Annotated in this window: 15 protein-coding genes and 1 tRNA gene; 10 read left to right on the plus strand and 6 right to left on the minus strand. The window is 72.3% G+C overall.

Going from position 1 to position 23,467, the window contains the following annotated elements:
* Positions 1 to 19 precede the first annotated feature (19 nt).
* The 5 genes from ACFYPS_RS20015 to ACFYPS_RS20035 form a co-directional block, all read right to left on the minus strand.
* Positions 20 to 1,375 (minus strand): carbohydrate-binding protein, encoded by a 1,356-nt coding sequence (locus ACFYPS_RS20015; protein ID WP_387326023.1) that lies wholly within the window; start codon positions 1,373 to 1,375, stop codon positions 20 to 22.
* A gap of 271 nt (positions 1,376 to 1,646) precedes the next feature.
* Positions 1,647 to 1,721 (minus strand) — tRNA-Arg (locus ACFYPS_RS20020).
* A 149-nt stretch (positions 1,722 to 1,870) separates the two neighbouring features.
* A complete protein-coding gene (locus tag ACFYPS_RS20025) occupies positions 1,871 to 2,563 on the minus strand; it encodes a winged helix-turn-helix domain-containing protein (RefSeq protein WP_354964011.1) in 693 nt (230 codons plus the stop codon).
* A gap of 186 nt (positions 2,564 to 2,749) precedes the next feature.
* A complete protein-coding gene (locus ACFYPS_RS20030) occupies positions 2,750 to 3,418 on the minus strand; it encodes a DUF305 domain-containing protein (protein WP_354963823.1) in 669 nt (222 codons plus the stop codon).
* 8 nt (positions 3,419 to 3,426) lie between these two features.
* Positions 3,427 to 4,227, minus strand: a complete 801-nt coding sequence (locus ACFYPS_RS20035; protein WP_354963824.1) for a DUF3105 domain-containing protein — start codon at positions 4,225 to 4,227, stop codon at positions 3,427 to 3,429.
* Between the two features lie 98 nt (positions 4,228 to 4,325).
* Here ACFYPS_RS20035 and argS point away from each other — a divergent pair, with 98 nt between their 5' ends.
* The 9 genes from argS to ACFYPS_RS20080 all read left to right on the plus strand — a co-directional run bounded on the left by argS (position 4,326) and on the right by ACFYPS_RS20080 (position 21,954).
* Complete coding sequence (gene argS / locus ACFYPS_RS20040) at positions 4,326 to 5,993, plus strand: arginine--tRNA ligase (protein ID WP_354963825.1); 1,668 nt, start codon at positions 4,326 to 4,328, stop codon at positions 5,991 to 5,993.
* A 6-nt stretch (positions 5,994 to 5,999) separates the two neighbouring features.
* Positions 6,000 to 7,385 carry a diaminopimelate decarboxylase gene (lysA, locus tag ACFYPS_RS20045; protein WP_354963826.1) on the plus strand — a complete coding sequence of 462 codons (1,386 nt, stop codon included), beginning with the start codon at positions 6,000 to 6,002 and terminating at the stop codon, positions 7,383 to 7,385.
* 8 nt (positions 7,386 to 7,393) lie between these two features.
* Complete coding sequence (locus ACFYPS_RS20050; protein ID WP_354964012.1) at positions 7,394 to 8,704, plus strand: homoserine dehydrogenase; 1,311 nt, start codon at positions 7,394 to 7,396, stop codon at positions 8,702 to 8,704.
* Positions 8,705 to 8,843: 139 nt separating this feature from the next.
* Positions 8,844 to 9,893, plus strand: a complete 1,050-nt coding sequence (gene thrC / locus ACFYPS_RS20055) for a threonine synthase (protein ID WP_354963827.1) — start codon at positions 8,844 to 8,846, stop codon at positions 9,891 to 9,893.
* Positions 9,894 to 10,043: 150 nt separating this feature from the next.
* Positions 10,044 to 13,334, plus strand: coding sequence for an efflux RND transporter permease subunit (locus ACFYPS_RS20060; RefSeq protein ID WP_354963828.1), 3,291 nt, complete (start codon positions 10,044 to 10,046; stop codon positions 13,332 to 13,334).
* Positions 13,335 to 13,487: 153 nt separating this feature from the next.
* A complete protein-coding gene (locus ACFYPS_RS20065) occupies positions 13,488 to 14,732 on the plus strand; it encodes an MFS transporter (RefSeq protein WP_354963829.1) in 1,245 nt (414 codons plus the stop codon).
* Between the two features lie 64 nt (positions 14,733 to 14,796).
* Complete coding sequence (gene thrB, locus ACFYPS_RS20070; RefSeq protein WP_354963830.1) at positions 14,797 to 15,741, plus strand: homoserine kinase; 945 nt, start codon at positions 14,797 to 14,799, stop codon at positions 15,739 to 15,741.
* 296 nt (positions 15,742 to 16,037) lie between these two features.
* Positions 16,038 to 18,191, plus strand: a complete 2,154-nt coding sequence (rho, locus tag ACFYPS_RS20075) for a transcription termination factor Rho (protein ID WP_387326029.1) — start codon at positions 16,038 to 16,040, stop codon at positions 18,189 to 18,191.
* A 277-nt stretch (positions 18,192 to 18,468) separates the two neighbouring features.
* Positions 18,469 to 21,954, plus strand: a complete 3,486-nt coding sequence (locus ACFYPS_RS20080) for a phosphodiester glycosidase family protein (protein ID WP_387326032.1) — start codon at positions 18,469 to 18,471, stop codon at positions 21,952 to 21,954.
* A gap of 43 nt (positions 21,955 to 21,997) precedes the next feature.
* Here ACFYPS_RS20080 and ACFYPS_RS20085 read toward each other — a convergent pair whose 3' ends face one another.
* Entirely contained in the window at positions 21,998 to 22,894 is an 897-nt protein-coding gene (locus tag ACFYPS_RS20085) for an AAA family ATPase (protein ID WP_354963833.1), read from the minus strand.
* 275 nt (positions 22,895 to 23,169) lie between these two features.
* Between ACFYPS_RS20085 and rpmE the strand changes: the two genes are divergently transcribed.
* Positions 23,170 to 23,394 carry a 50S ribosomal protein L31 gene (gene rpmE / locus ACFYPS_RS20090; RefSeq protein WP_007464546.1) on the plus strand — a complete coding sequence of 75 codons (225 nt, stop codon included), beginning with the start codon at positions 23,170 to 23,172 and terminating at the stop codon, positions 23,392 to 23,394.
* Positions 23,395 to 23,467 lie beyond the last annotated feature (73 nt).

Here is a 23,467-nt window from a genome sequence, read left to right on the forward strand (position 1 = left end):
CAGCTGGGGTGATGCGCTTTCAGCGTCCCTGCAGACGCTTCACGTTGTCGCCGAACGTCCAGCCCTTCGACCCGTCCCAGTTCGCCGACCAGGTCATCAGACCCTTGATGCCGGGTACGGAGTTCCACGCCTGCGTGACCAGCGACGTCGACATGTAGCCGCCGCCCGCACCGGTCTGCGCGGGCAGGCCCGGAACCTGCTTGTCGTACGGCACGCGGATGGTGGTGCCCTGGATGGTCAGGCCGTTGTTCAGGCACTGCGTCTGCACCGTGAAGCCCTGCACGGTGCCGGCGGGGTACGAGTCGCCCGCGCAGCCGTACATGCTGCCGTTGTAGTACTGCATGTTCAGCCACCAGAGCCGGCCGTTGTCCACGTACTTCTTGATGATCGGCAGGTACGAACCCCAGATCGAGCCATAGACCACGCTGCCGCCGGTGACGTAGGCCGTCTCCGGCGCCATGGTCAGGCCGAAGTTCGACGGCATCCGGGCCAGCACTCCGTCGATGATCCGGATCAGGTTGGCCTGCGACGTGGACAAGGTGTTGATGTTGCCGCTACCGGTCAGGCCGGTCTCGATGTCGATGTCGATGCCGTCGAAGTGGTAGGCCGTCAGGATCGGCACGATCGTCGCGATGAAGCGGTCGGCGACCGCGCTGGAGCTCAGGTCGATGCCCGCCGCAGCCCCGCCGATCGACATCAGGATGGTGGCGCCAGCGGCCTTGGCCTGGCACATCTCGGCCGGGGTGGCCACCTTCACGCCAGCGTCCATGCCGTTCTCCCAGAGCACCGTGCCGTCCGCGCGGATCACCGGGAAAGCCGCGTTGATCACGTTGGAGCCGTGCTGGCTGAGCCGGCTGTCGGTGATCGGGATCCACCCGAGGCCGGGGTGCACGCCGTTGGAGGCGCCATCCCAGTTCTCCCAGTAGCCCTGCAGCACCTTGCCGGCGGGCCGCGACTTCACCCCACAGGTCCCACCGGTCGGTGGCGGGGTGGTCGGCGGCGGCGTGGTCGGTGGCGGCGTGGTCGGTGGCGGCGTGGTCGGTGGCGGCGTGGTGGGTGGAGGTGTGGTCGGTGGCGGGGTGCCTCCCGAGCACGCGCCCAGGTCACGCCACAGCGACGGGGTCGCGGCCGGGTTCCAGCCGGCGCCGGGGTGTGCGGTGTGGGTGACCAGAGCCTGGTGGAGCCGACCGCCGTAGGTGACCTGCCCGCCCGCCGGGTAGGTGTTGCCCTCGGCCCAGGCCGGCGCGGTGCAGGCGACCAGCACGGCGGCGTCCGCCGACGACACGGCGGCCATGCTGGTGGGGACGAAGGCGACGGCGGCCGCGACGGTCATCGCCGCTCCGGCTGCCACTGCGAAAATTCGACGGCTTCTCATGGCTCACTCCCCAGGCTTCGACGACCCGCGACCTCCACATATTGACGTTCGTGAAGCTTAATATCAAGGGTTGTTAACAGATACCAGGGCGTCCCCCAGCGCCGAGCGCGCCCCGCCCGGGAGGATCGCGCTCGATCCAGGAAGCAGTGGGATCATCGACGCGGCGAGGCCACCCCTTCCCGCATCGAGCGCGATCTTGGGCTCGGCGTGCGGTCTGGCGGGCCTGGGAAGCGGCGAAGCCCGGGCCGACGGCCCGGGCTTCGGTGTTCTTTGGTGCCCCCGGCAGGATTCGAACCTGCGCCCCCGCCTCCGGAGGGCGGTGCTCTATCCCCTGAGCTACGGGGGCTCAGCGACTGGAGAAGACTAGCAAACCTCCATCACGAACGCCGAATCGGTATCCGGTGCCCCGATCGTGTCGCCGATTGCCCGATGCCCCTGGTGGTCAGGCCGCCCGGCCGCCCGAAACGGGGCCGCCCGGCCGCCCGAAACGGACGGTCAGGCCGCGACCGCCCGGCCACAGCTGGGCAGCGGGTGCAGCACGATCCGCCGGGGAGGCCGGCGCGGCCACTCGTTGCGCGGCCACGAGCCGTCCACGATCAGGTGAACGGTGCGCTGCTCCTCGCCGCTGAGTCGCAACACGAAGTCGCGAGGGAGTGGCGGGTCGACCGTCGGTGTGGTGATCATGAAGCGCACCCGGCCGCGGGACGAGACGGCGGAGATCACGTCGGCCGCCGGCATGGTGCCGCGCAGCCGCACCCGGCCGATCCAGTAGACCTCGGCGAGGTGCTCCTGGGCGGACCGGGTGATCGTCGGGTACTCGCTGCGTACCCAGCGTTCGACCGCGCTGACGCAGAGCCCGCAGGCGCGCTCGCGCGGCTCCCGCGGACCCAACCCCCAGGCCCGCAGGTACGCCCCGACCGCGCCCGCGTCCAGCGGCAGGTCGAACCGGCGCTGGATGAGCGCGGTGAGGCTCTGCCGCGTCCACAGCTCCTCGTCCAGGCCGAACTCGTCGGGGTGGACGCCCCGCAGCACGTCGATCAGTTCGAGTTCCTGTTCGCGGCTGAGCATTCCCGGCTCGCCCTGCCGCTGTCCGCGACGGACGGCTGCCACCGCCCCGTCACCGCCGATGGTGTGGCGCCGGCACCAGCTGGTGACCGAACGCCGTGCGTCTCTGAGTGCAACCCCCACGTCTTGGGCAACGAGCCCGAATCGCAACTGGTCACGATATGTGTGGAGAAAACTCTCTAAGCAACGTAATCGGTTGGACCGACCAAAGCGCCCAAAAGGGACGACAGGGGGCAAGGGGCATCAGTAGGGCCCGCGCCCCGCCGGTTTCACGGCGATGACGCGGGCCCGGTGTGCCCGTACGGTGGATCAGCCCTTGGCCTGCGCCTGGAGCTGCCGGAGGTTGTTCAGCTCGTTCTGTTGGGTGGCCTTCATGGTGCGCGCCACCCGAAGCACCTCGGCGTTGTCGGTCTCGCCGAGCACCGCGTCGATCATGTGGATGCCGCCGAGGTGATGGTTGATCATCAGGGTCAGGAACTGGCGGTCGACCTCGACGCCCTGGGCGTCGCGCAGCCCGGCCATCTCCTGCGGGGTCGCCATCCCCGGCATCAGCCCGTTCTTCACGGTCGCCCCGTCGGACATCCACGACATCGGAGGCTGCGACCCGGTCGGGCTCAGCTCCCACTCCCGCAGCCAGGTCTGCATGGCGCCGATCTCGCCCTGCTGCCCGGTGGCGATGTCCACGGCCATCTGCCGTACCCCGGGCAGCGTCGCCGACCGGTAGGCGGTCAGGCTCATCTCCACCGCCTGGGTGTGGTGCGTCGTCATGTCCCGAGCGAAGCCCGCCTCGACCGAGGTGTCACCGGGCCGGGTGAGGCCCGGGGTGAGCAGGCCGCCGGCGTACCCGAGGAGCAGGCCCACCACCAGCATGGCGGCCAGGGCCAGTACGCCGTAGCGCCGCGCCGCGGGGCGGTCGCCCCGATCCGGGGCGACCGGAGCCTCGTCGTGCTCGCTGTCGGTCGTGGCGGGAGCAGTCATCGCCGTCCTTACTGGGTGGGCATCTGGGCGTCGAGGTCACGCGGCGTGGTGCCGGTGGCGGTGACACCCTGGTTGCAGAGTGCGGTCGGGCCCTCGACGGAGGCGTTCACGCGCAGGTCCTTGATGAACTCGTCGATCCGCTTGTCGTCGGCGTTGTCGACCTTGAGCTGGAAGCCCCAGGCCTGGAGCGAGATCGGCTTGTCCAGGCCCTCGTACGGGCTCATCATCGTCTTCTCGACGCCACGCACCTTGCCGGCGAGCTTGTCGACCTGGTCCTTCGGCAGGTCCGGGCGGTAGGTGATCCACACCGCGCCGTGCTCCAGGCTGTGCACCGCGTGCTCGTTGGCGATCGGGGCGTCGTACACCTCGCCCATGCAGTTCTGCCAGGCGGCGTTGTGCACCCCACCCACCGGCGGCGAGACCTTCCAGGTCAGCGGGCCGGACTTGTGCGACTCGTACTTCAGGCTTTCCGGGTCCGACTTGCGGATGTTGACGATGCCGTCGATGGCGTTCGCCCGCTTGTCCCACGGCTTGGCGCCCTGGAACGACGCCCAGGCGCCGTAGCCGATGATGCCGGCCGCGAGCACGCCCACGGCGACGAAGAGAGCGATCGGGCCCCAGGCCCGGCCCTGGCTCACCTTGACCGGGGCGATCGGCTTGCGGGGACCCTTGCCACCTGCCCGCGGAGTGCCCGCCGGCTTGCCGGAGCCGGCCTTGGCGCCGGACGCCGGCCGGCCCGCGGCCGGCTTCTTGCCGGTGCTGACCACGGTCGGGCGGCGCTCAGGGCCACCCGGGGTGCTGATGCTCATCGTGCCTCGTCAGGTCGGTTGGTCAGGGGAGGTGGCGGGCCGGATGACGCGCAGGGTCGCCGCCGAGTGCCCGAGTCTACCCCCGATAACATGGTTCGGTGACTCCTGCAGAACTAGCCTCGGTCGTCCTCACCGCTGCCCACGCCGTCTTCGCCGAGCGTGGCCTCGACCACGCCGCGCTGCCGGAGCGTACGGCGGTGGAGCGACCCCGCAACCCCGAGCACGGCGACTACGCCTCCACGCTCGCCCTGCAGCTGAGCAAGAAGGTGGGTGTGCCGCCGCGCGAGCTGGCCGCCGCCCTGGCCGATGAGCTGGGCCGGGCGCCCGGGGTCAAGTCGGTGGAGATCGCCGGGCCAGGCTTCCTGAACATCCGGCTGGACGCGGCCGCCGCCGGCCAGCTCGCCCGGGTGATCGTCGAGGCCGGCGCGGAGTATGGCCGCAGCGACCGGCTCGCCGGCGAGAAGATCAACCTGGAGTTCGTCTCGGCCAACCCGACCGGCCCGGTGCACATCGGTGGGGTCCGCTGGGCGGCCGTCGGTGACGCGCTCAGCCGGCTGCTGCGGGCCACCGGCGCCGAGGTGGGCACGGAGTACTACTTCAACGACGCCGGCTCGCAGATCGACCGGTTCGCCCGTTCGCTGCTCGCCGCCGCGAAGGGCCAGCCCGCGCCGGAGGACGGGTACGGCGGGGCGTACATCTCCGAGATCACCGCTGAGGTGCAGGCCCGCCGGCCCGACGTGCTGACCATGGACGACACCGCCGCCCAGGAGGTGTTCCGGGTCGAGGGCGTCGCGCTGATGTTCGACGAGATCCGCTCCTCGCTGCGCGACTTCGGGGTGGAGTTCGACACCTACTTCAACGAGAAGGACCTGCACGACCGGGGTGAGCTGGACCTCGCCCTGGCCCGGCTGCGCGAGCAGGGTCAGGTCTACGAGTCCGCCGGCGCCACCTGGCTGCGCACCACCGACTTCGGTGACGACAAGGACCGGGTGCTGCGCAAGTCCGACGGCGAGTGGACGTACTTCGCCGCGGACTGCGCCTACTACCTGGACAAGCGGGAGCGCGGCTTCGAGCGGGTCGTGATCATGCTGGGCGCCGACCACCACGGCTACATCGGCCGGATGAAGGCGATGGCCGCGTGCTTCGGGGACGACCCGGAGCGCAACCTGGAGATCCTCATCGGCCAGCTGGTCAGCCTGCTGCGCGACGGCGCCCCGATGCGGATGAGCAAGCGGGCCGGCACGGTGATCACCCTGGAGGACCTGGTCGACGCGATCGGGGTGGACGCCTCCCGGTACGCGCTGGCTCGCTACTCCAGCGACTCGCCGATCGACATCGACATCGAGCTGTGGACCCGGGCGACCCGCGACAACCCGGTCTACTACGTGCAGTACGTGGCGGCCCGGACGGCGGGTGTGGCCCGCAACGCCGCCGAGGTGGGGCTGCTCCAAGGCGACGCCGACGCGTTCCGCCCCGAGCTGCTCGGGCACGAGAAGGAGAACGAGCTGCTCAAGGCGCTCGCCGAGTTCCCGGCGGTGGTGGCCACCGCCGCCGAGCTGCGGGAGCCGCACCGGGTGGCCCGCTACCTGGAGGAGAGCGTCGCCGCCTCCTTCCACCGGTTCTACGACAACTGCCGGGTGCTGCCGTTGGGCGACGAGGAGGTCACCGACCTGCACCGGGCACGGCTCTGGCTCAACAACGCCACCCGCACGGTGATCGCCAACGGCCTGCACCTGCTCGGCGTCTCCGCTCCCGAGAGGATGTAGTACCTGATGCGTGCTCACGAGGCTGGTGCGCTGCACGGCGACATCGGCAGCCGAGGGCCGGCCTGGCTGCGTACCCCGGACGACGTCAACGCCCTGATGCCGGGGCTGTGGCCGCGCACCGTGACGCGCGGCGCCGACGGCGCGCTCGCCGTCGCGGGCCTGAGCGTCCGCGACCTCGCGGCCGAGTTCGGCACCCCGATGTACGTGCTGGACGAGGACGACGTGCGGTCGCGCTGCCGGGACTTCCGGTCCGCCTTCCCGACCGAGGACGTCTACTACGCCGGCAAGGCGTTCCTGTGCCGGGCTGTGGTCCGGATGATCGCCGAGGAGGGGTTGCACCTCGACGTCTGCACCGGCGGTGAGCTGGCCACCGCCCTCGCGGCCGGGATGCCGCCGGAGCGGATCGGCTTCCACGGCAACAACAAGTCGGTGACCGAGCTGGCCCGGGCGCTGGACGCCGGTGTCGGGCGGATCATCCTCGACTCGTTCATCGAGATCGACCGGCTCACCGCTCTGGCCCGCGAGCGGGGCGTCCGCCCCCGGGTCCTGGTCCGGGTCACCGTCGGGGTCGAGGCGCACACCCACGAGTTCATCGCCACCGCCCACGAGGACCAGAAGTTCGGCTTCTCCCTGGCCGGTGGCGCGGCCGCGGCGGCCGCGTTCAAGGTCCTCGACGAGGGCGTGCTGGAGCTGCGCGGCCTGCACTCGCACATCGGCTCGCAGATCTTCGACGCCAGCGGTTTCGAGGTCTCCGCCCGTCGGGTGCTCGCCCTGCAGGCCCAGATCCGCGACGCGCGCGGGGTGGAGCTGCCCGAGCTGGACCTGGGCGGCGGTTTCGGCATCGCGTACACCACCCAGGACGACCCGGCCACTCCACAGGACCTGGCCAAGCGGCTCCGCAAGATCGTCGACTCGGAGTGCGCCGCCGAGCGGCTCGCCGTGCCGCGGCTCTCCATCGAGCCGGGGCGGGCCATCGTCGGGCCGTCCGTGTTCACCCTCTACGAGGTCGGCACGGTCAAGGATCTCGACGGCATCCGGACGTACGTCAGCGTGGACGGCGGGATGAGCGACAACATCCGGACCGCGCTCTACGACGCCTCGTACTCGGCGACGTTGGCCTCTCGGGCGTCGACGGCGCAGCCGATGCTCGCCCGCGTGGTGGGAAAGCACTGTGAGTCCGGGGACATCGTGGTGAAGGATGAATTCCTGCCCGCCGACGTGCAGCCCGGCGATCTTGTCGCGGTGCCCGGCACGGGCGCCTACTGCCGCAGCATGGCCAGCAACTACAACCACGTACCGCGGCCACCGGTGGTCGCGGTACGCGACGGCCAGGCGCGTCTGATCGTCCGGCGGGAAACCGAAGAGGACCTGCTCGCATTGGATGTTGGATGACGTCACCTGTGCGCTTGGCGCTGCTCGGCTGTGGCACGGTCGGCCAGGAGGTGGTCCGGCTGCTGCACGAGCAGGGCATCGACCTGGCCGCCCGGATCGGCGCACCGCTGGAGATCGCCGGCATCGCCGTCCGTCGGCTCGGCCGGGACCGCGGTGACCTGCCGATCGACCCGACCCTGTTCACCACCGACGCGCTCGGCCTGATCAAGCGCGACGACGTGGACGTCGTGATCGAGGTGGTCGGCGGTATCGAGCCGGCCCGGAGCTGGCTGGTCGAGGCGCTGCGCGCCGGCAAGAGCGTGGTCACCGCCAACAAGGCGCTGCTCGCCGAGGACGGCGTGGCGCTGCACGACGCGGCGGCCGAGGGCGGTGGCGACCTCTACTACGAGGCGTCCGTGGCCGGGGCCATCCCGCTGCTGCGCCCGCTGCGCGAGTCGCTGCACGGCGACCGGATCAACCGGGTCACCGGCATCGTCAACGGCACCACCAACTTCATCCTCTCCGCCATGGACGCCACCGGCGCCGGCTTCGCCGAGGCCCTCGAAGAAGCCACCGAGCTGGGGTACGCGGAGGCCGACCCCACCGCCGACGTGGAGGGCTTCGACGCGGCGGCCAAGGCGGCGATCCTCGCCTCACTGGCGTTCCACACCCGGGTCGGCGCCGCCGACGTGCACCGGGAGGGGATCACCGAGGTGACCGCCGCGGACGTGGCCAGCGCGCAGGCGATGGGCTGCACGATCAAGCTGCTCTGCATCGCGGCCCGGGGTGTCGACCCGGCCGGCCGGGACACGGTCAGCGTCCGGGTGCACCCGGCGATGATCCCGCGCAGCCACCCGCTGGCAAGCGTCGGCGACGCGTTCAACGCGGTCTTCGTGGAGGCGGACGCGGCCGGGGAGCTGATGTTCTACGGCCGGGGCGCGGGTGGCGCGCCGACCGCCAGCGCGGTGCTCGGCGACGTGGTGGCGGTGGCCCGCAACCGGCTCGCCGGGGTGCGCGCGGCCAGCGAGAGCGCGTACGCCGACCTGGCGGTCCGGCCGATGGGCGAGGCGCTGACCCGCTACCACGTCAGCCTGGACGTGGCCGACCGTCCGGGTGTGCTGGCCGCGGTGGCCGGCGTGTTCGCCCGGCACGACGTGTCGATCGCGACCGTGCGGCAGGGTTCGGCCGGCGGCTCGCCCGGCCGGGACGGCGACGCCGAGCTGGTGATCGTCACCCACGTGGCGCCGGACGCCGCGCTCGCCGCGACCGTGGGCGAGCTGCGCGGCCTGGACATCGTCCGGTCGGTGACCAGCGTGCTGCGGGTCGAGGGCGGGGTGTGAGTCGTTGACCCGGTGGTGGGACGGGCACGCTCGTCCCGCCAGGTGGGTAACCCGGGGTCTGCCGCCGGTCGCTCCGGCAGGCTGGTCCAGGGTGGCCTGAACCTCAGGTCGACGCGACGGTAGAGGCGAGGAGAACGACATGTGGCGGGGTCTGATCGAGGCGTACCGGGACCGGCTGCCGGTCACCGCGGCCACGCCCGTCGTCACGCTGCACGAGGGGAACACCCCGCTGCTGCCCGCGCCGGTGCTCTCCGCCCGGATCGGGTGCGACGTGCACCTCAAGGTGGAGGGCGCCAACCCGACCGGCTCGTTCAAGGACCGCGGAATGACCGTCGCGGTCTCCAAGGCGGTCGAGGCCGGCAACAAGGCCATCATCTGCGCCTCCACCGGCAACACCAGTGCCTCCGCCGCGGCGTACGCGGCACGGGCCGGGCTGACCTGCGCGGTGCTGGTCCCGCAGGGCAAGATCGCGTTGGGCAAGCTGGCCCAGGCGCTGGTGCACGGCGCGAAGCTGCTCCAGGTGAGCGGCAACTTCGACGACTGCCTGGCGACGGCCGCCAAGCTCGCACAGGACTACCCGGTCGCGCTGGTCAACTCGGTCAACATCGACCGGCTGCACGGGCAGAAGACCGCCGCCTTCGAGATCGTCGAGGCGCTCGGTGACGCGCCCGACATCCACTGCCTGCCGGTCGGCAACGCCGGCAACATCTCGGCCTACTGGATGGGGTACTCGGAGGAGCACGCCGCCGGCGCCACCACCCGGGCGCCGAAGATGTACGGCTTCCAGGCCGCCGGGGCGGCGCCGATCGTCACCGGACAGGTGGTGGCGGAGCCGTCGACCATCGCCACCGCGATCCGGATCGGCAACCCGGCGAGCTGGACCAAGGCCCTGGACGCCCGGGACGCCTCGGGTGGCCTGATCGCGGCGGTGACCGACCGGGAGATCCTGTCCGCGTACCGGCTGCTCGCCCGCGAGGTGGGGGTCTTCGTCGAGCTGGGCAGCGCGGCCAGCGTGGCCGGTCTGCTCCAGCAGGCCGCGGTGGGCGCGATCCCGGCCGGTTCGACGGTGGTCTGCACGGTGACCGGTCACGGCCTGAAGGACCCGGAATGGGCGATCTCCACCGCGCCCGCCCCGATGACCATCGCGAACGATCCGCTGGCCGCGGCCCGCGCCCTCGATCTGGCCTGAGCGGCCACCGCTCCCGACCGTCGGGGCCCGGCCGACCGTGGAACGCGGCGGCGTTGGGGCGGCAGGGGTCCGGCGGGGGGCGGGGTGATCGAGTCAGGCACACTTTCGGGTATCCCCGCCCGCCTTCTCGTTCAGGAGTGAGCCAGGCCGATGTCGCTGCTCGCCAGATTCAGCCTCGCCAACCGAGGGCTGGTCGCCCTCATCGCGGTGGTGACCACGGCGTTCGGAGCGTTCGCCGTGCCGTCGCTGAAGCAGCAACTGCTGCCGTCGCTCGAATTCCCGGCCGCGTTCATCGTGGCCGCCTATCCCGGCGCCGGACCCGAGATCGTCGAGTCGCAGGTGACCGAGCCGATCGAGAACGCGCTCCAGGGCATTCCCGGGCTGGACCAGGTCACGTCGACCTCCCGCGAGGGGGCGGCGACCGTCCAGGTGCTGTACGAGTTCGGCACCGACCTGGACGACGTGGTCAACAAGATGCAGACCGCGCTGAGCCGGATCGACGCCCAGCTGCCGGAGAGCGTCGACCCGCAGGTCATCGCGGGCAGCACCGACGACCTGCCGGCGGTGGTGCTGGCGGCGACCGGCGCGGCGGACGAGCGGGCGCTCGCCGAGAAGCTGCGCGCGACGGTGGTGCCGGAGCTGGAGGGCATCGAGGGGGTCCGTACGGTCGAGGTGACCGGCACCCGCGACGACGTCGTGGTGGTCACCCCGGACCCGGCCAAGCTGGCCGCGGCGAAGCTCCAGCCGACCGCGATCGGCGCCGCGCTGAAGACCAACGGCGTGTCGGTGCCGGCCGGCGCGGTGACCGACGGTGGCCTGGCCCTCCCGGTGCAGGTCGGCACGCCGGTCGCCACCCTGGCCGATCTGCGCGGCATCGTGGTCGCCCCCGGGGCCGCCCCGGTGCGTCTCGGTGACGTGGCGACCGTCGAGCAGCAGCTCGCCCCGGCCACCGCGATCACCCGGACCAACGGCAAGGACAGCCTCGGCATCGCGGTCACGGCGTCGCCGGACGGCAACGCCGTGGAGATCTCGCACGAGATCCGGGACCGGCTGGCCGACCTGAAGGACGCGTCCGGCGCCGAGCTGACCGTGGTCTTCGACCAGGCGCCGTTCGTCGAGAAGTCGATCGAGTCGCTGACCACCGAGGGCCTGCTGGGCCTGCTGATGGCGGTCATCGTCATCCTGGTCTTCCTGCTGTCGGTGCGGTCGACCGTGGTCACCGCGGTCTCCATCCCGCTCTCCGTGCTGGTCGCCCTGATCGCGCTGTGGATCGGCGACTACTCGCTCAACCTGCTCACCCTCGGCGCGCTGACCATCGCGGTAGGCCGGGTGGTGGACGACTCGATCGTGGTTCTGGAGAACATCAAACGACACCTGGAGTACGGCGAGGAGAAGCGGCACGCCATCATCACCGGCGTCCGCGAGGTGGCTGGCGCGGTGACCGCGTCCACCCTCACCACGGTCGCGGTGTTCGCGCCCATCGCGCTGGTCGGCGGGTTCGTCGGGCAGCTCTTCGCGCCGTTCGCGATCACCGTGACGGTGGCGCTGCTCGCGTCGCTGCTGGTGTCACTGAGCGTGATCCCGGTGCTGGCGTACTGGTTCCTCAAGCCGCGCGGCGGCACCCCGGACGACGACGCGGTGCGCCGCGGCGCGGAGGAGAAGGAGCTGCGCAGCCCGTTGCAGCGGGCGTACCTCCCGGTGATCGGGTTCGCCACCCGAAAGCGGTCCACCCGCTGGATCACCGTCGGGCTGGGCCTGCTGGTGCTCTTCGGCACCTTCGGCCTGGCCCAGAAGCTGGAGACCAACTTCCTGGACGACTCCGGTCAGGACACGCTCAGCTTCCGGCAGGAACTGCCGGCGGGTAGCGGCCTGGCCGCCACCGACGCGGCGGCCAAGCAGGTCGAGACGGTGCTCGGGCGTACCGACGGGGTCGAGACGTACCAGGTGACCGCCGGCGGCGGGGACAACCCGTGGGCCGGCGGCGGTGGCAACAACGTCGCGAGCTGGTCCGTGGCGCTCGACGGGGACACCGACGCGAAGCAGATGCGTGAGGTGCTGCGCAAGGAGTTCGACACGCTCGGCACCGGGTTGGGCGAGATCAGCTTCGGCGGCGGGCAGGACGCCTCGACCAGCCAGCTGGAGGTGATCGTCCAGGCCAGTGACCCGGAGGTGTTGACCAGGGCCGCCGAGGCGGCCCGGACGGCGATGGCCGGGGTCCCGGACGTCGAGGACGTCACCACCAGCCTGGCCGACCGGGTGCCGCGCGTCGACGTGACCGTCGACCGGGTCGCTGCCGGCCGGGTCGGCCTCACCGAGGCCGCGGTGGGTCAGCTCGTCTCGCAGACGTTCCGCGGGGCGCCGTTGGGCCAGGTCACGCTCGACGGTCAGCAGCAGAACGTGGTGCTGCGGCTGGGCGCGCAGCCGCCGGTGTCGGTGCAGGAGCTGCGGGCGCTGCCGGTGGGTCCGGTCAAGCTGGGCGACATCGCGGCCGTGACCCAGGGCGAGGGGCCGCAGCAGGTCAGCCGGATCGATGGTGAGCGCAGCGTTTCGGTCACCGGCACGGCGACCGGCTCGAACCTGGGCGCGACCAGCCAGGAGCTGCAGAAGCGGCTGGACGCCATCGACGTGCCGGGGGCGAGCCTGACCATCGGCGGGGTCAGCGCGGACCAGGCGGACGCCTTCGGCGACCTGGGCCTGGCGGTGCTGGCCGCGATCGCGATCGTGTTCCTGATCATGGTGGCCACGTTCCGCAGCCTCACCCAGGCGCTCATCCTGTTGATCTCCATCCCGTTCGCGGCGACCGGCGCGATCGGCCTGCTGCTGGTCACCGGGACGCCGCTGGGCGTGCCGGCGTTGATCGGCGTGCTGATGCTGGTCGGCATCGTGGTCACCAACGCGATCGTGCTGCTGGACCTGATCAACCAGTACCGGGCCCAGGGCATGGGGGTCCGGGACGCGGTGGTCGAGGGCGGACGGCGCCGGCTGCGCCCGATCCTGATGACGGCGGTCGCGACCATCTTCGCGCTGCTGCCGATGGCGCTCGGGTTGACCGGCGAGGGCGGCTTCATCTCCCAGCCGCTGGCTGTCGTGGTGATCGGCGGCCTGCTCAGCTCCACGCTGCTGACGCTGATCCTGGTGCCGACGCTGTACACGATGGTGGAACACACCAAGGAATCGTTGCGGGAGCGGCGCCGCCGGCGGCGCTCCGGCGACCCGGCGGTGACCGGGCCGACCGACCCGGAGACCGCCGAGCCGGCCAGCCCGAACAAGGTGGCCGTGCCCTCCGGTGCGCCGGCGGCGACGCACGCCGAGGGCTCGCAGGCGGCGGCGGGGCGACCCGCGCCGTCGGGCGCGCTGGTGGACGGCACGGACCAGTTCGAGGTGCTACGGCTGCCCCGCAGCCGCACCTCGCCGCTGCCCCCCACGGAGCCGACCGAGTAGTCGGACCGGCACCTCGGAACGCCCCCGGCGGGTTCACCTGCCGGGGGCGTTCCGGCTCTCTGCGCGCCGACCGGTTCCGAGCGGAACCGAGGGGCCGGTCGGTGCTGCTCGCGGAGGGTATCGAGTGCGATCGACCGGGTAGCGTCGCGCTACGTGGCGTCCACCCTCTCCGTCCTGACCGGCAACCGGAGCTTTCGCAATCTCTTCCTCGCCGAGCTGGTCGTCTTCGGCGCCGACTGGTTCGTCATGGTGCCGCTGCTGGTGCTGCTGCCCCAGTTGACCGGCAGCGGGGTCTGGGGCGCGCTGGTGCTGGCGGTGGACACCGGCATCGTGGCACTGCTGCTGCCGTACACGGGCACGGTGGCCGACCGGTTCGACCGACGCAAGGTCATGATCGCCGCGAACGTGGCGGCGCTGGCGGGCGTGCTGCTGCTGCTCGGCGTCCGGAGCGCCGGGACCGCGTGGCTGGCGCTGGTGGCGATCGGCGTGGTCGCGGTCGCCAAGGCGTTCTACTCGCCGGCCGCCCAGGCCGCGCTGCCCAACGTTCTGGAGCCGCACGAGCTGGCCGCCGGCAACGCCGTTGCCGGTTCGGCCTGGGGCACCATGACGGTGGTCGGCGCCTCGCTCGGTGGCGTGCTCAGCTCGGCCGTCGGCCCGTACGCCTGCTTCTGGGTGGCGGCGGTGGGCCTGGCGCTGGCCGCGGGCCTCGCCGGGCGGATCCGGCGGCCGTTGCAGGCGCCACGGGACGTCGACCAGCCGGCCCAGCGGACCTGGCCGGCGGTCCGCGAGGCGCTCGTCTACATCGGGCACCGGCCGCGGGTCCTGGCGCTGGTCACGGTGAAGTCGGCGGTCGGCCTGGGCAACGGTGTGCTGACGGTGTTTCCGCTGCTCGCCAGCGTGTACGGGGTCGGCTCGCTGGGCGCCGGCCTGCTCTTCGCGGTACGCGGGGCGGGGGCCCTGGTGGGGCCCATCCTGATGCGCCGGGTGCTGACCAACCGGTCCTGGCTGCTGCCGGGGCTGGCGCTGTCCATGTCGCTCTACGGCCTGTCCTACCTGGGCGCGTCGGTGGTCCGCTGGTTTCCGCTGGTGCTGCTGCTGGTCTTCGTGGCGCACTTCGCGGGCGGCAGCAACTGGGTGATGTCGAACTTCGCCCTCCAAGGCGAGGTGCCGGACCGGTTGCGCGGTCGGGTCTTCGCCACCGACATGATGCTCGCGACGCTGGCCATCTCGGTGAGCCAGCTGGCGGTGGCCCTGGTGGTGGACGTGGTGGACGAGCGCGTGGTGCTGGCCGGCTGCGGGCTGGTCACCCTCGTGTACGCGGTCGGCTGGCGGATCGCCACCCGCCGGCTCTCGCTCACCGACCCGGTCGCCGAACCGGTTCCGAACCCGGCCGGCTGAGCTCGCCGGTCCCACGCTGCGGGCGTCGGACCGGATCGTCGGTGCCGACCCCTAGCATGAGCGCGTGCCGATGAACTTCAGCCCCGGGCCGGTCCGGGTTCGGGTCCCCGCGACCAGCGCCAACCTGGGCCCGGGCTTCGACGCGCTGGGCCTCGCCCTCGGGCTCTACGACGACCTGGCGGCCGAGGTCGCGCCGGGTGGGGTCCGGGTGACGGTGACCGGGCAGGGTGCGGGTGAGCTGCCCGACGACGACCGGCATCTGGTGGTGCGGGCCATGCGGGCCGCCTTCGACGTGCTCGGTGGGCAGCCCGCGGGGCTGATCGTGGAGTGCGTCAACCGGATCCCGCAGGCCCGTGGGCTGGGCTCCTCGTCCGCCGCGATCATCGCCGGGGTGTTGTTGGCCCGCGCCCTGGTCGCCGACGGGGAGCACCGGCTGGACCCGGCGGCCGTGCTCCGGCTGGCCGCCGAGATCGAGGGCCATCCCGACAATGTCGCGCCGTGCCTGCTCGGCGGCTTCACGCTGGCCTGGTCCGAGCCGACCGGCGCTCGCGCGGTGTCCCTGGCCGTCGCCGACGGGGTGCGGCCGACAATTTTCGTGCCTTCGGAGCGGGGGCTGACCGCGACCGCGCGGGCCGCGTTGCCGGCCACCGTGCCGCATGGCGACGCCGCGTTGACCGCCGGGCGGGCGGCGCTGCTGGTGCACGCGCTGACCGCGGACCCGTCGCTGCTGCTGCCCGCCACCGTCGACCGGCTCCACCAGGCCTACCGCGCACCGGGGATGCCGGGCACATCGGCCCTGGTCAACGCGTTGCGAGCGGCCGGTGTGGCGGCTGTTGTCAGTGGGGCCGGGCCGACTGTGCTGGCGCTCAGCGAGCCGCCGCCAAGCCTCCCGGTGGGAACAGATTGGCAGATCTGGCAGTTACCGATAGACGTCAGCGGTGCGCGGGTTGCTCGGGGTAGACTTGGACACGCCGAGCGGGACCCTGTTGCCGCAGGTCGGAAGAGTTGATTACGCTCTAGACCTAGCACAGCCGCGAAGCACGCGATCTCCTGCGGGGCGGCGCACCCCCGAAGCTCTCGGCGGTCAGCCCGTCACCCCTGCCAAGGCCCACGCCGCGCCGCAGTTTCCACAGGTCGCCGCAGACGGCGAGACCTGCTCACCGATGTTTGGTGAGTCGGGAAACCGACCGGCTGCTGTGTCACAGACTCCCGCGACGCGTCCTTGCGAGGCGGGTGCACCGAGGCCGCCCGGCCACCTGAGTCCGACTCCGGGCAGTCACGGCCTTTACCGAGGGAAGGAATCCATTGAGCGACACCACCGACGTGACGTCGGATGTTTCCAACGTCGCTGGCGATGCCACCACCGCCGCTCCCGCCCGTCGTCGGCGTAGCGGCACCGGTCTGTCGGCGATGCTGCTGCCAGAGCTGCAGAGCCTGGCCGCGTCGCTCGGCATCTCCGGCACGGCTCGCATGCGTAAGGGCGAGCTGATCGCCGCGATCTCCGAGCGGCAGGGCGGCAACGCCGCCGGTACCCCTCGACCGCGGGCCGAGGTCGCGGCTGCGGCCGCTCCGACCCGCGAGGAGGTGCGGGAGACCGTGGACCGTCCGGCGGCGGAGGGACGCACCGACCAGGCGCCGGCCGAGCCGGCCGCCGAGACCGAGAGCCGGGGCCGTACCCGGCGGAGCCGGACCGCCGCGGCGGAGGCGCGTACCACTGAGGCGCGCACCACCGAGGCGCGCACCGATGAGGCGGAGGCCGGCGAACGGACCGAGAACCGCCGGGACCGGGCCGAACGCCCGGAGCGGGCCGAGCGCCCGGAGCGCACCGAGCGTGCCGAGCGCCCGGAGCGCACCGAGCGGGCCGAGCGGGCCGAGCGGGCCGAGCGCACTGAGCGTGCCGACCGCACCGAGCGGGGCGAGCGTGCCGAGCGGGGCGAGCGTGCCGAGCGGGGCGAGCGTGCCGAGCGGGGTGAGCGCACCGAGCGCGGCGAGCGTGCCGAGCGTGCCGAGCGGGGCGAGCGCAACGACCGGGGCGAGCGTGCCGAGCGAGGCGAGCGTAACGATCGGCCGGAGCGTGCCGACCGGGGCGAGCGTGCCGAGCGCAACGAGCGTGGTGACCGCAACGACCGCAACGATCGGGGCGACCGCAACGACCGTGGTCAGCGCGCCGAGCGCGACAACGACGGCGACGGCGACGACGAGGGTGGCGGCCGGCGCGGCCGGCGTAGCCGCTTCCGGGACCGTCGGCGGGGCCGGGGCGACCGCCCAGAGACCGGTGGCGACACCGGAGGGCGCGAGCCGCAGGTCGGCGAGGACGACGTGCTCGTCCCGGTGGCCGGCATCATCGACGTGCTCGACAACTACGCCTTCGTGCGGACGACCGGCTACCTGGCCGGCCCGAACGACGTGTACGTGTCGATGTCCCAGATCAAGAAGTACGGCCTGCGTCGCGGTGACGCGATCACCGGTGCGGTGCGTGCGGCCCGCGAGGGCGGCAACAGCGGCGATCAGCGGCGGGACAAGTACAACCCGCTGATGCGGCTGGACACGATCAACGGGATGGAGCCGGAGGAGGCGCGGCGCCGGCCGGAGTTCTACAAGCTCACGCCGCTCTACCCGCAGGAGCGTCTGCGGCTGGAGACCGAGCCGCACATCCTCACCACCCGGGTGATCGACCTGGTCATGCCGATCGGCAAGGGCCAGCGGGCGCTCATCCAGTCTCCGCCCAAGGCGGGTAAGACGATGGTGCTCCAGGCGATCGCGAACGCGATCACCCGGAACAACCCGGAGTGCCACCTGATGGTGGTGCTGGTGGACGAGCGGCCCGAAGAGGTCACCGACATGCAGCGGTCGATCAAGGGCGAGGTCATCGCGGCCACGTTCGACCGGCCGCCGCAGGACCACACGACGGTGGCGGAGCTGGCGATCGAGCGGGCGAAGCGTCTGGTCGAGCTGGGGCACGACGTTGTCGTGCTGCTCGACTCGGTGACCCGGCTCGGTCGGTCGTACAACCTGGCGGCGCCGGCCAGCGGCCGGATCATGTCGGGTGGTATCGACTCCACCGCGCTCTACCCGCCGAAGCGCTTCCTCGGCGCGGCTCGCAACATCGAGAACGGCGGCTCGCTGACCATCATCGCCACCGCGCTGGTGGAGACCGGGTCCATGGCGGACACGGTCATCTTCGAGGAGTTCAAGGGCACCGGCAACGCGGAGCTGAAGCTGGACCGGAAGATCGCTGACAAGCGCACCTTCCCGGCCATCGACGTCAACCCGTCCGGTACCCGTAAGGAAGAGGTCCTGTTCGCGCCCGAGGAACTGGCCATCATCCACAAGCTCCGGAAGGTGCTGCACTCGCTGGACTCGCAGGCCGCCATGGACCTGCTGCTGGACCGGCTCAAGAAGTCCCGCACCAACATCGAGTTCCTGATGCAGATCGCGAAGTCGACGCCGGGGGAGTAACCACCCTCGGTTGACCAAACGAAGGGGCACGGCCACAGCGGCCGTGCCCCTTCGTCATGTCCATTCGACCCCTTTGCTCTGCTTACACCCGCGCAACAGTTCGGGCCTCTCCGCGTTGCGTCCGTTGAAGCAGAGCAAAGGGCGGAGGCAAGGCCGGCCCGGCGGCACGGCCCGGCGGCACGGCCCGACGCGGGGAGAGCCGACGAGGGTGGAGTTTTCCTTCGGTTCAGTCGATGCATCTTGAAACTTCTATTCAGGATCGGGTTGACTGTCGTCCATGCGTACCCGCAGACGATCCGCCCGTCGCATCGGCGTCCTGCTGCTGACGCCGATGCTCACCCTGGCTGCTCCGGTGCCGGCGACAGCCGCACCGCCGGCCGCGCCCATCGCCGCCCCCGTGGCTCCGTCCACCGTCGCCGAGGACGCGCCGCCCGCGTCGTCCCGGTCGGCCGGCTGGGTCAGTCTGGCCGCCGACCCGGCCACCGCGACCGCCCCGACCGCCGCCGTCGACGGCGTCGAGCCGGCCGGCGGCCTGGAGACCACCAAGGCCACCCGGCCAGTTGCGCCGGGCGTGCAGCTCACCTCCTTCGACCGGTACGACGCCGAGGGCTGGCTGCGTGCCGACGCCCTCACCACGGACCTCGGCGGCGGGGCCACCGTCGACTACGTCAACTCCGGAGCCGTCAGCCAGGCCGAGCCGCTGCGGGGACCGGTGGACCGCTCGCGTGCCGTCGCCGCGGTCAACGGTGACTTCTTCGACATCAACAACTCCGGCGCCGCCCAGGGCGTCGGCATCCGCGACGGTGAGCTGATCCAGTCGGCGGTCAGCGGGCACCGCAACGCGGTGGCGGTCACCGCGGACGGGCTCGGCCGGGTGATCGAGGTGAACTTCGACGGCACCGCCACCCTGCCCACCGGGCCGGTGCCGTTGACGCAGTTCAACAACATCGTGCAGGCCGACGGCATCGGCGCGTTCACCGAACTGTGGGGGACGTACCCCCGGGAGCGGGCGGTCGCGGGCGCGGCCCGGGTCGTCGAGGTCGTCGTGGCCGGCGGCCGCGTGGCCACGGTGACCACCGCGGCCGGCAGCGGCCCGATCGTCGCCGGCAGCACCGTGCTGCTCGGCCGCGACGCCGGCGCGGACGCGCTGGCCGGGCTCCGCCCCGGTGACCCGGTGACGGTCGCCTGGCAACCGAAGTCGTCCGACGGCAGCACTCTGCACGCGGCGGTCGGTGGTGGCAGCGTCCTGGTCCGCGACGGCGTCGTGCAGAGCATCGCCGACCCGTCGCTGGCGCCGCGCACGGCGGTCGGCTTCACCGCCGACGGTCGGAAAATGATCATGTTGACGGTGGACGGTCGGCAGGTCGACAGCCGCGGCGTGACCCAGACCGAGATGGGCCGGATGATGGCCGAACTGGGTGCCCACCACGCGCTCAACCTGGACGGCGGCGGCTCGTCCACGCTGCTGGCCCGGGAGCCGGGCGCCCCGGCCGTGCAGGTCGAGAACACCCCTTCCGACGGCAGCGAGCGGGCGGTGCCCAACGGCCTGGCCATCTACGCGCCGAAGGGCAGCGGCCGGCTCACCGGCTACTGGGTGGAGACCGCCAGTGACCCCACCGCCGCTCCCGGCATCTCACCGGTGCGCGGCGGCCGGCCCGACCGCGTCTTCCCCGGCCTCACCCGCACCCTCACCGCGGCCGGCTACGACGAGACGTACGGCCCGGCGGCCGGCGCGCCGACCTGGCGCGTGACCCCGGCGGTACGCGGCCGAATCGACCGCGACGGGGTGTTCCACGCCGGCGTGCCGGGGGCCAGCACGGTCACCGCGGCGCGCGGCGGGGCAACCGGCTCGCTGGGCCTCACGGTGCTCGGCCCGCTGGCCCGGGTCAGCTCCACAGTAGAACGCGTCGGGCTGACCGGCCGGGACGGCGACGCCCTGGTCGGTGTGGTCGGCCAGGACGCCGAGGGCAACACCGCACCGATCGAGCCGGCCGACCTGACCCTCGACTACGACCGGGACCTGCTGCGGATCACCTCCACCCACGACGGCAACCTCGCCGTCACCGCGCTGCGCGAGACCGGCTCCGGGCTCGTCACCGTCCACGTCGGACGACACAGCACCGTTCTCCCGGTCACCGTCGGACTGACCGACGTCCCGGTGGCCGGCTTCGACGACGCCGCGTCCTGGCGGTTCAGCCAGGCCCGGGCCAGCGGCTCGGTCGCCCCGGCGCCGGGGCACACCGGCACCGGCCTGCGGATGTCGTACGACTTCAGCCAGTCCACCGGCACCCGGGCCGCGTACGCCGACCCGCCGGCCTGGATCGAGGTGCCCGGCCAGCCGCAGGCCTTCGGCATGTGGATCCACGGCAACGGCACCGGTGAGTGGCCCAGCCTGCACCTGCACGACGCACAGGACACCCAGCACGTGCTGCGTGGCCCGCTGATCACCTGGACCGGCTGGCGGTACGTGGAGTTCGCGGTGCCGGCGGGGGTGCAGTATCCGGTGCGCGTCCGTCGGTTCTACGTGGCCGAGACCAACGCCGCCGCGCAGTACAGCAGCGAGGTGATCATCGACGACCTGGTGGCGAAGGTGCCGCCCACGGTCGACATGCCGCCGGTGGCGCCGCGTACCGATCGGGTGGTGGTCCGCGACGGCACCGTGGACGGCGCACCCTGGCGGTTCGCGGTGCTCTCCGACGCCCAGTTCGTCGCCGCCGACCCGGACAGCGACCTGGTCGCCCAGGCTCGACGGACGCTGCGCGAGGTGAAGGCGGCCCGGCCGGACTTCCTGCTGATCAACGGAGACTTCGTGGACACCGCCTACCCGGCCGACTTCGCGTTGGCCAAGCGGATCCTCGACGAGGAGTTGGGCGACGCGCTGCCCTGGTACTACGTGCCCGGCAACCACGAGATCATGGGCGCCCCGATCAGCAACTTCCAGGCCGCGTTCGGCGCCACCGCACGGGTCTTCGACCATGCCGGCACCCGGTTCGTCACCCTGAACTCGTCCACCGGGACGCTGCGCGGCGGCGGCTTCGACCAGGTGCGGATGCTGCGCGAGACGCTGGACGCGGCAGCCGCCGACCGGCGCGTCGGCTCGGTCGTCGTCCTGCACCACCACCCGCCGCGCGACCCCAGCCCGGCGCAGGCCAGCCAACTCGGTGACCGCAAGGAGGCGGCGCTGCTGGAGCAGTGGCTGGCCGACTTCCAGCACCGCACCGGCAAGGGCGCGCTGTTCGTGGGCGGGCACGTCGGCACGTTCCACGCCGACCGGGTGGACGGAGTGCCGTACGTGATCAACGGGAACGCGGGCAAGACGCCATCCACCCCGGCGGACCAGGGCGGTTTCACCGGCTGGACGGAGTTCGGCGTGGACCCGGTCAGCCCGGCCGAGGCCGACCGGGCCCGGCGCGACCCGCTCGCCGAGGGGCCCCGCTGGGTGGACGCGGAGTTCCACGCACACGTGGACCGGCTCGCGGTGAGCGCCCCGGCCAGCGTCGCGGTCGGCGTCCCGGCGCAGGTCACCGCCACGCTGACCCAGCCGGGTGGGCGTGCCGTCCCGGTGGCCGCCCCGGTCAGCGCGGACTGGTCCGCCTCGCCGGGGGTGCACATCGGCTCGGCGGCCGGGGTGCGACCGTGGCACACCGCGCGCTTCGACCCGGCCACCGGCACTCTGACCGCGCTGCGCCCCGGCGCCCCCATCCGCCTCAGCGTCACCGTCAACGGCCTCGTCGCCAACGCCACCAGCACCGTCACGCGGTGAGACTCCCGGAAGGGCCCCTCCGCGGAGGGGCCCTTCCGCACCCTCAGAAGTCGCCGTCGGCCACCTGGAAGACGGTGAGGCCGAGGGAGCGCCACATCCGGACCACCTGGACGCGGTCGTCGAAGACGCCGACCACCCGGTAGCGGTCCCGGACCTCCCGGTCGTAGATCTCCCGCTTGACGATCGCGTCCTTGCGGGAGTCGCCGACGGCGCGCAGGTGCAGGCCGAGGTAGGGAACCCGGACGTGCCGGGCCAGCCACGCCTCGGTGGCCGCCCGCGCCGAGGCGTCCCGCCCGGAGCAGAAGACGACCCCGTACCCGGCGGCGTGCATCGCCCGGACCGCCGCGATCACCGCCGGGTTCGGCTGGTCCTCGCTCACCCGGGTCATGTCGTACGGGCTGCGCGAGACGGCCAGCGCGACCGTGCCGTCGATGTCCACCAGGACGATCTCCGGTGGCTCGGTCGACGGCGGGTGCACGGCGGCGGGTCGTCCGGTGCGGGCCTGCGGCACGGGCAACGGCAGCGCCCGCCCCTCCAGGTAGCGCTCGTGCAGCCGGCAGATCACGTCCGCGCCGACGCGGTCGGACTCCGGGCGGGCGGCGTCGCGGCGCAGGCACTCGGCCAGCGGCACGTCGGTGAAGTCGTGCACCTCGAACTCCGCGCCGTACCGGGCGGCCAGTTCGGCCCAGTCCCGCAGGGTCCGCGAGCGCAGGTTGGTGTCGTCCACGCACACGTCCGCCCGGGTCCGCAGCAGCGCCTCGACCTGGGCCCGCTGCACGGTCGTCACCTGCGCCTCCGCCCACTGGGTGAAGAGCCGCTCGCCGTGCAGCATCCGGCGCAGGTCGTCACGGTTGACCCGGACCACGGACGGCTGGAGGGTCCGGGCGAAGGTGGTCTTGCCGGATGCCGGCAGGCCCCGGGTGGCGATCAGGCGGGTCATCGGCTCCCCTCCGGCTCGGCGGGCGTACCCCCGACGGGGTGCCGGGCGGCGGCCCGCCGGGTGGGTGAATGCCCGGCCGGGCGGCGGGAATGCGGACGGGAAGGCACGTGTTGACGATGCCGGACGAGGTGTGCGGCCCGATTACCGGGTCGGCTCAGGCCCATGGCACACTGGTCAATCGGCCACCGGTTCCGGTTCACGCCCGAGCCCGTCGCGCACGGCGCGACGGGCGGTGACGGCGACCCGGCGACCACCAACGAGAGGACCGAGGCGAGATGAAGGCAAACATCCACCCGGAGTACGTGACCACCGAGGTCAGCTGCTCCTGTGGCAACACGTTCACGACCCGCAGCACCGCCAAGGGCGGGGCGATCCACGTCGAGACCTGCAGCGCCTGCCACCCGTTCTACACCGGTAAGCAGCGCGTTCTCGACACCGCCGGCCGGGTCGCGAAGTTCCAGCAGAAGTACGCCAAGGTTCAGGCCAAGAAGGCCAAGTAGCTCCTCGTTCGGCGCCCGCGTCCGGTTTTCCACCGGACGCGGGCGCCGTCCGCGTTCCGCCCTTTTTCCGGCC

The organism is Micromonospora sp. NPDC005087, from assembly GCF_042872965.1.
Classification (GTDB): Bacteria; Actinomycetota; Actinomycetes; order Mycobacteriales; family Micromonosporaceae; genus Micromonospora.

Bases quoted from the DNA above. Each gene is read 5' to 3' on its own strand.
- thrC (WP_354963827.1), top strand. From the start codon at position 8,844: ATGTGGCGGGGTCTGATCGAGGCGTACCGGGACCGGCTGCCGGTCACC.
- rpmE (WP_007464546.1), top strand. From the start codon at position 23,170: ATGAAGGCAAACATCCACCCGGAGTACGTGACCACCGAGGTCAGCTGC.
- ACFYPS_RS20015 (WP_387326023.1), bottom strand. From the start codon at position 1,375: ATGAGAAGCCGTCGAATTTTCGCAGTGGCAGCCGGAGCGGCGATGACC.
- ACFYPS_RS20060 (WP_354963828.1), top strand. From the start codon at position 10,044: ATGTCGCTGCTCGCCAGATTCAGCCTCGCCAACCGAGGGCTGGTCGCC.
- lysA (WP_354963826.1), top strand. From the start codon at position 6,000: ATGCGTGCTCACGAGGCTGGTGCGCTGCACGGCGACATCGGCAGCCGA.
- ACFYPS_RS20030 (WP_354963823.1), bottom strand. From the start codon at position 3,418: ATGACTGCTCCCGCCACGACCGACAGCGAGCACGACGAGGCTCCGGTC.
- ACFYPS_RS20080 (WP_387326032.1), top strand. From the start codon at position 18,469: ATGCGTACCCGCAGACGATCCGCCCGTCGCATCGGCGTCCTGCTGCTG.
- ACFYPS_RS20035 (WP_354963824.1), bottom strand. From the start codon at position 4,227: ATGAGCATCAGCACCCCGGGTGGCCCTGAGCGCCGCCCGACCGTGGTC.
- ACFYPS_RS20085 (WP_354963833.1), bottom strand. From the start codon at position 22,894: ATGACCCGCCTGATCGCCACCCGGGGCCTGCCGGCATCCGGCAAGACC.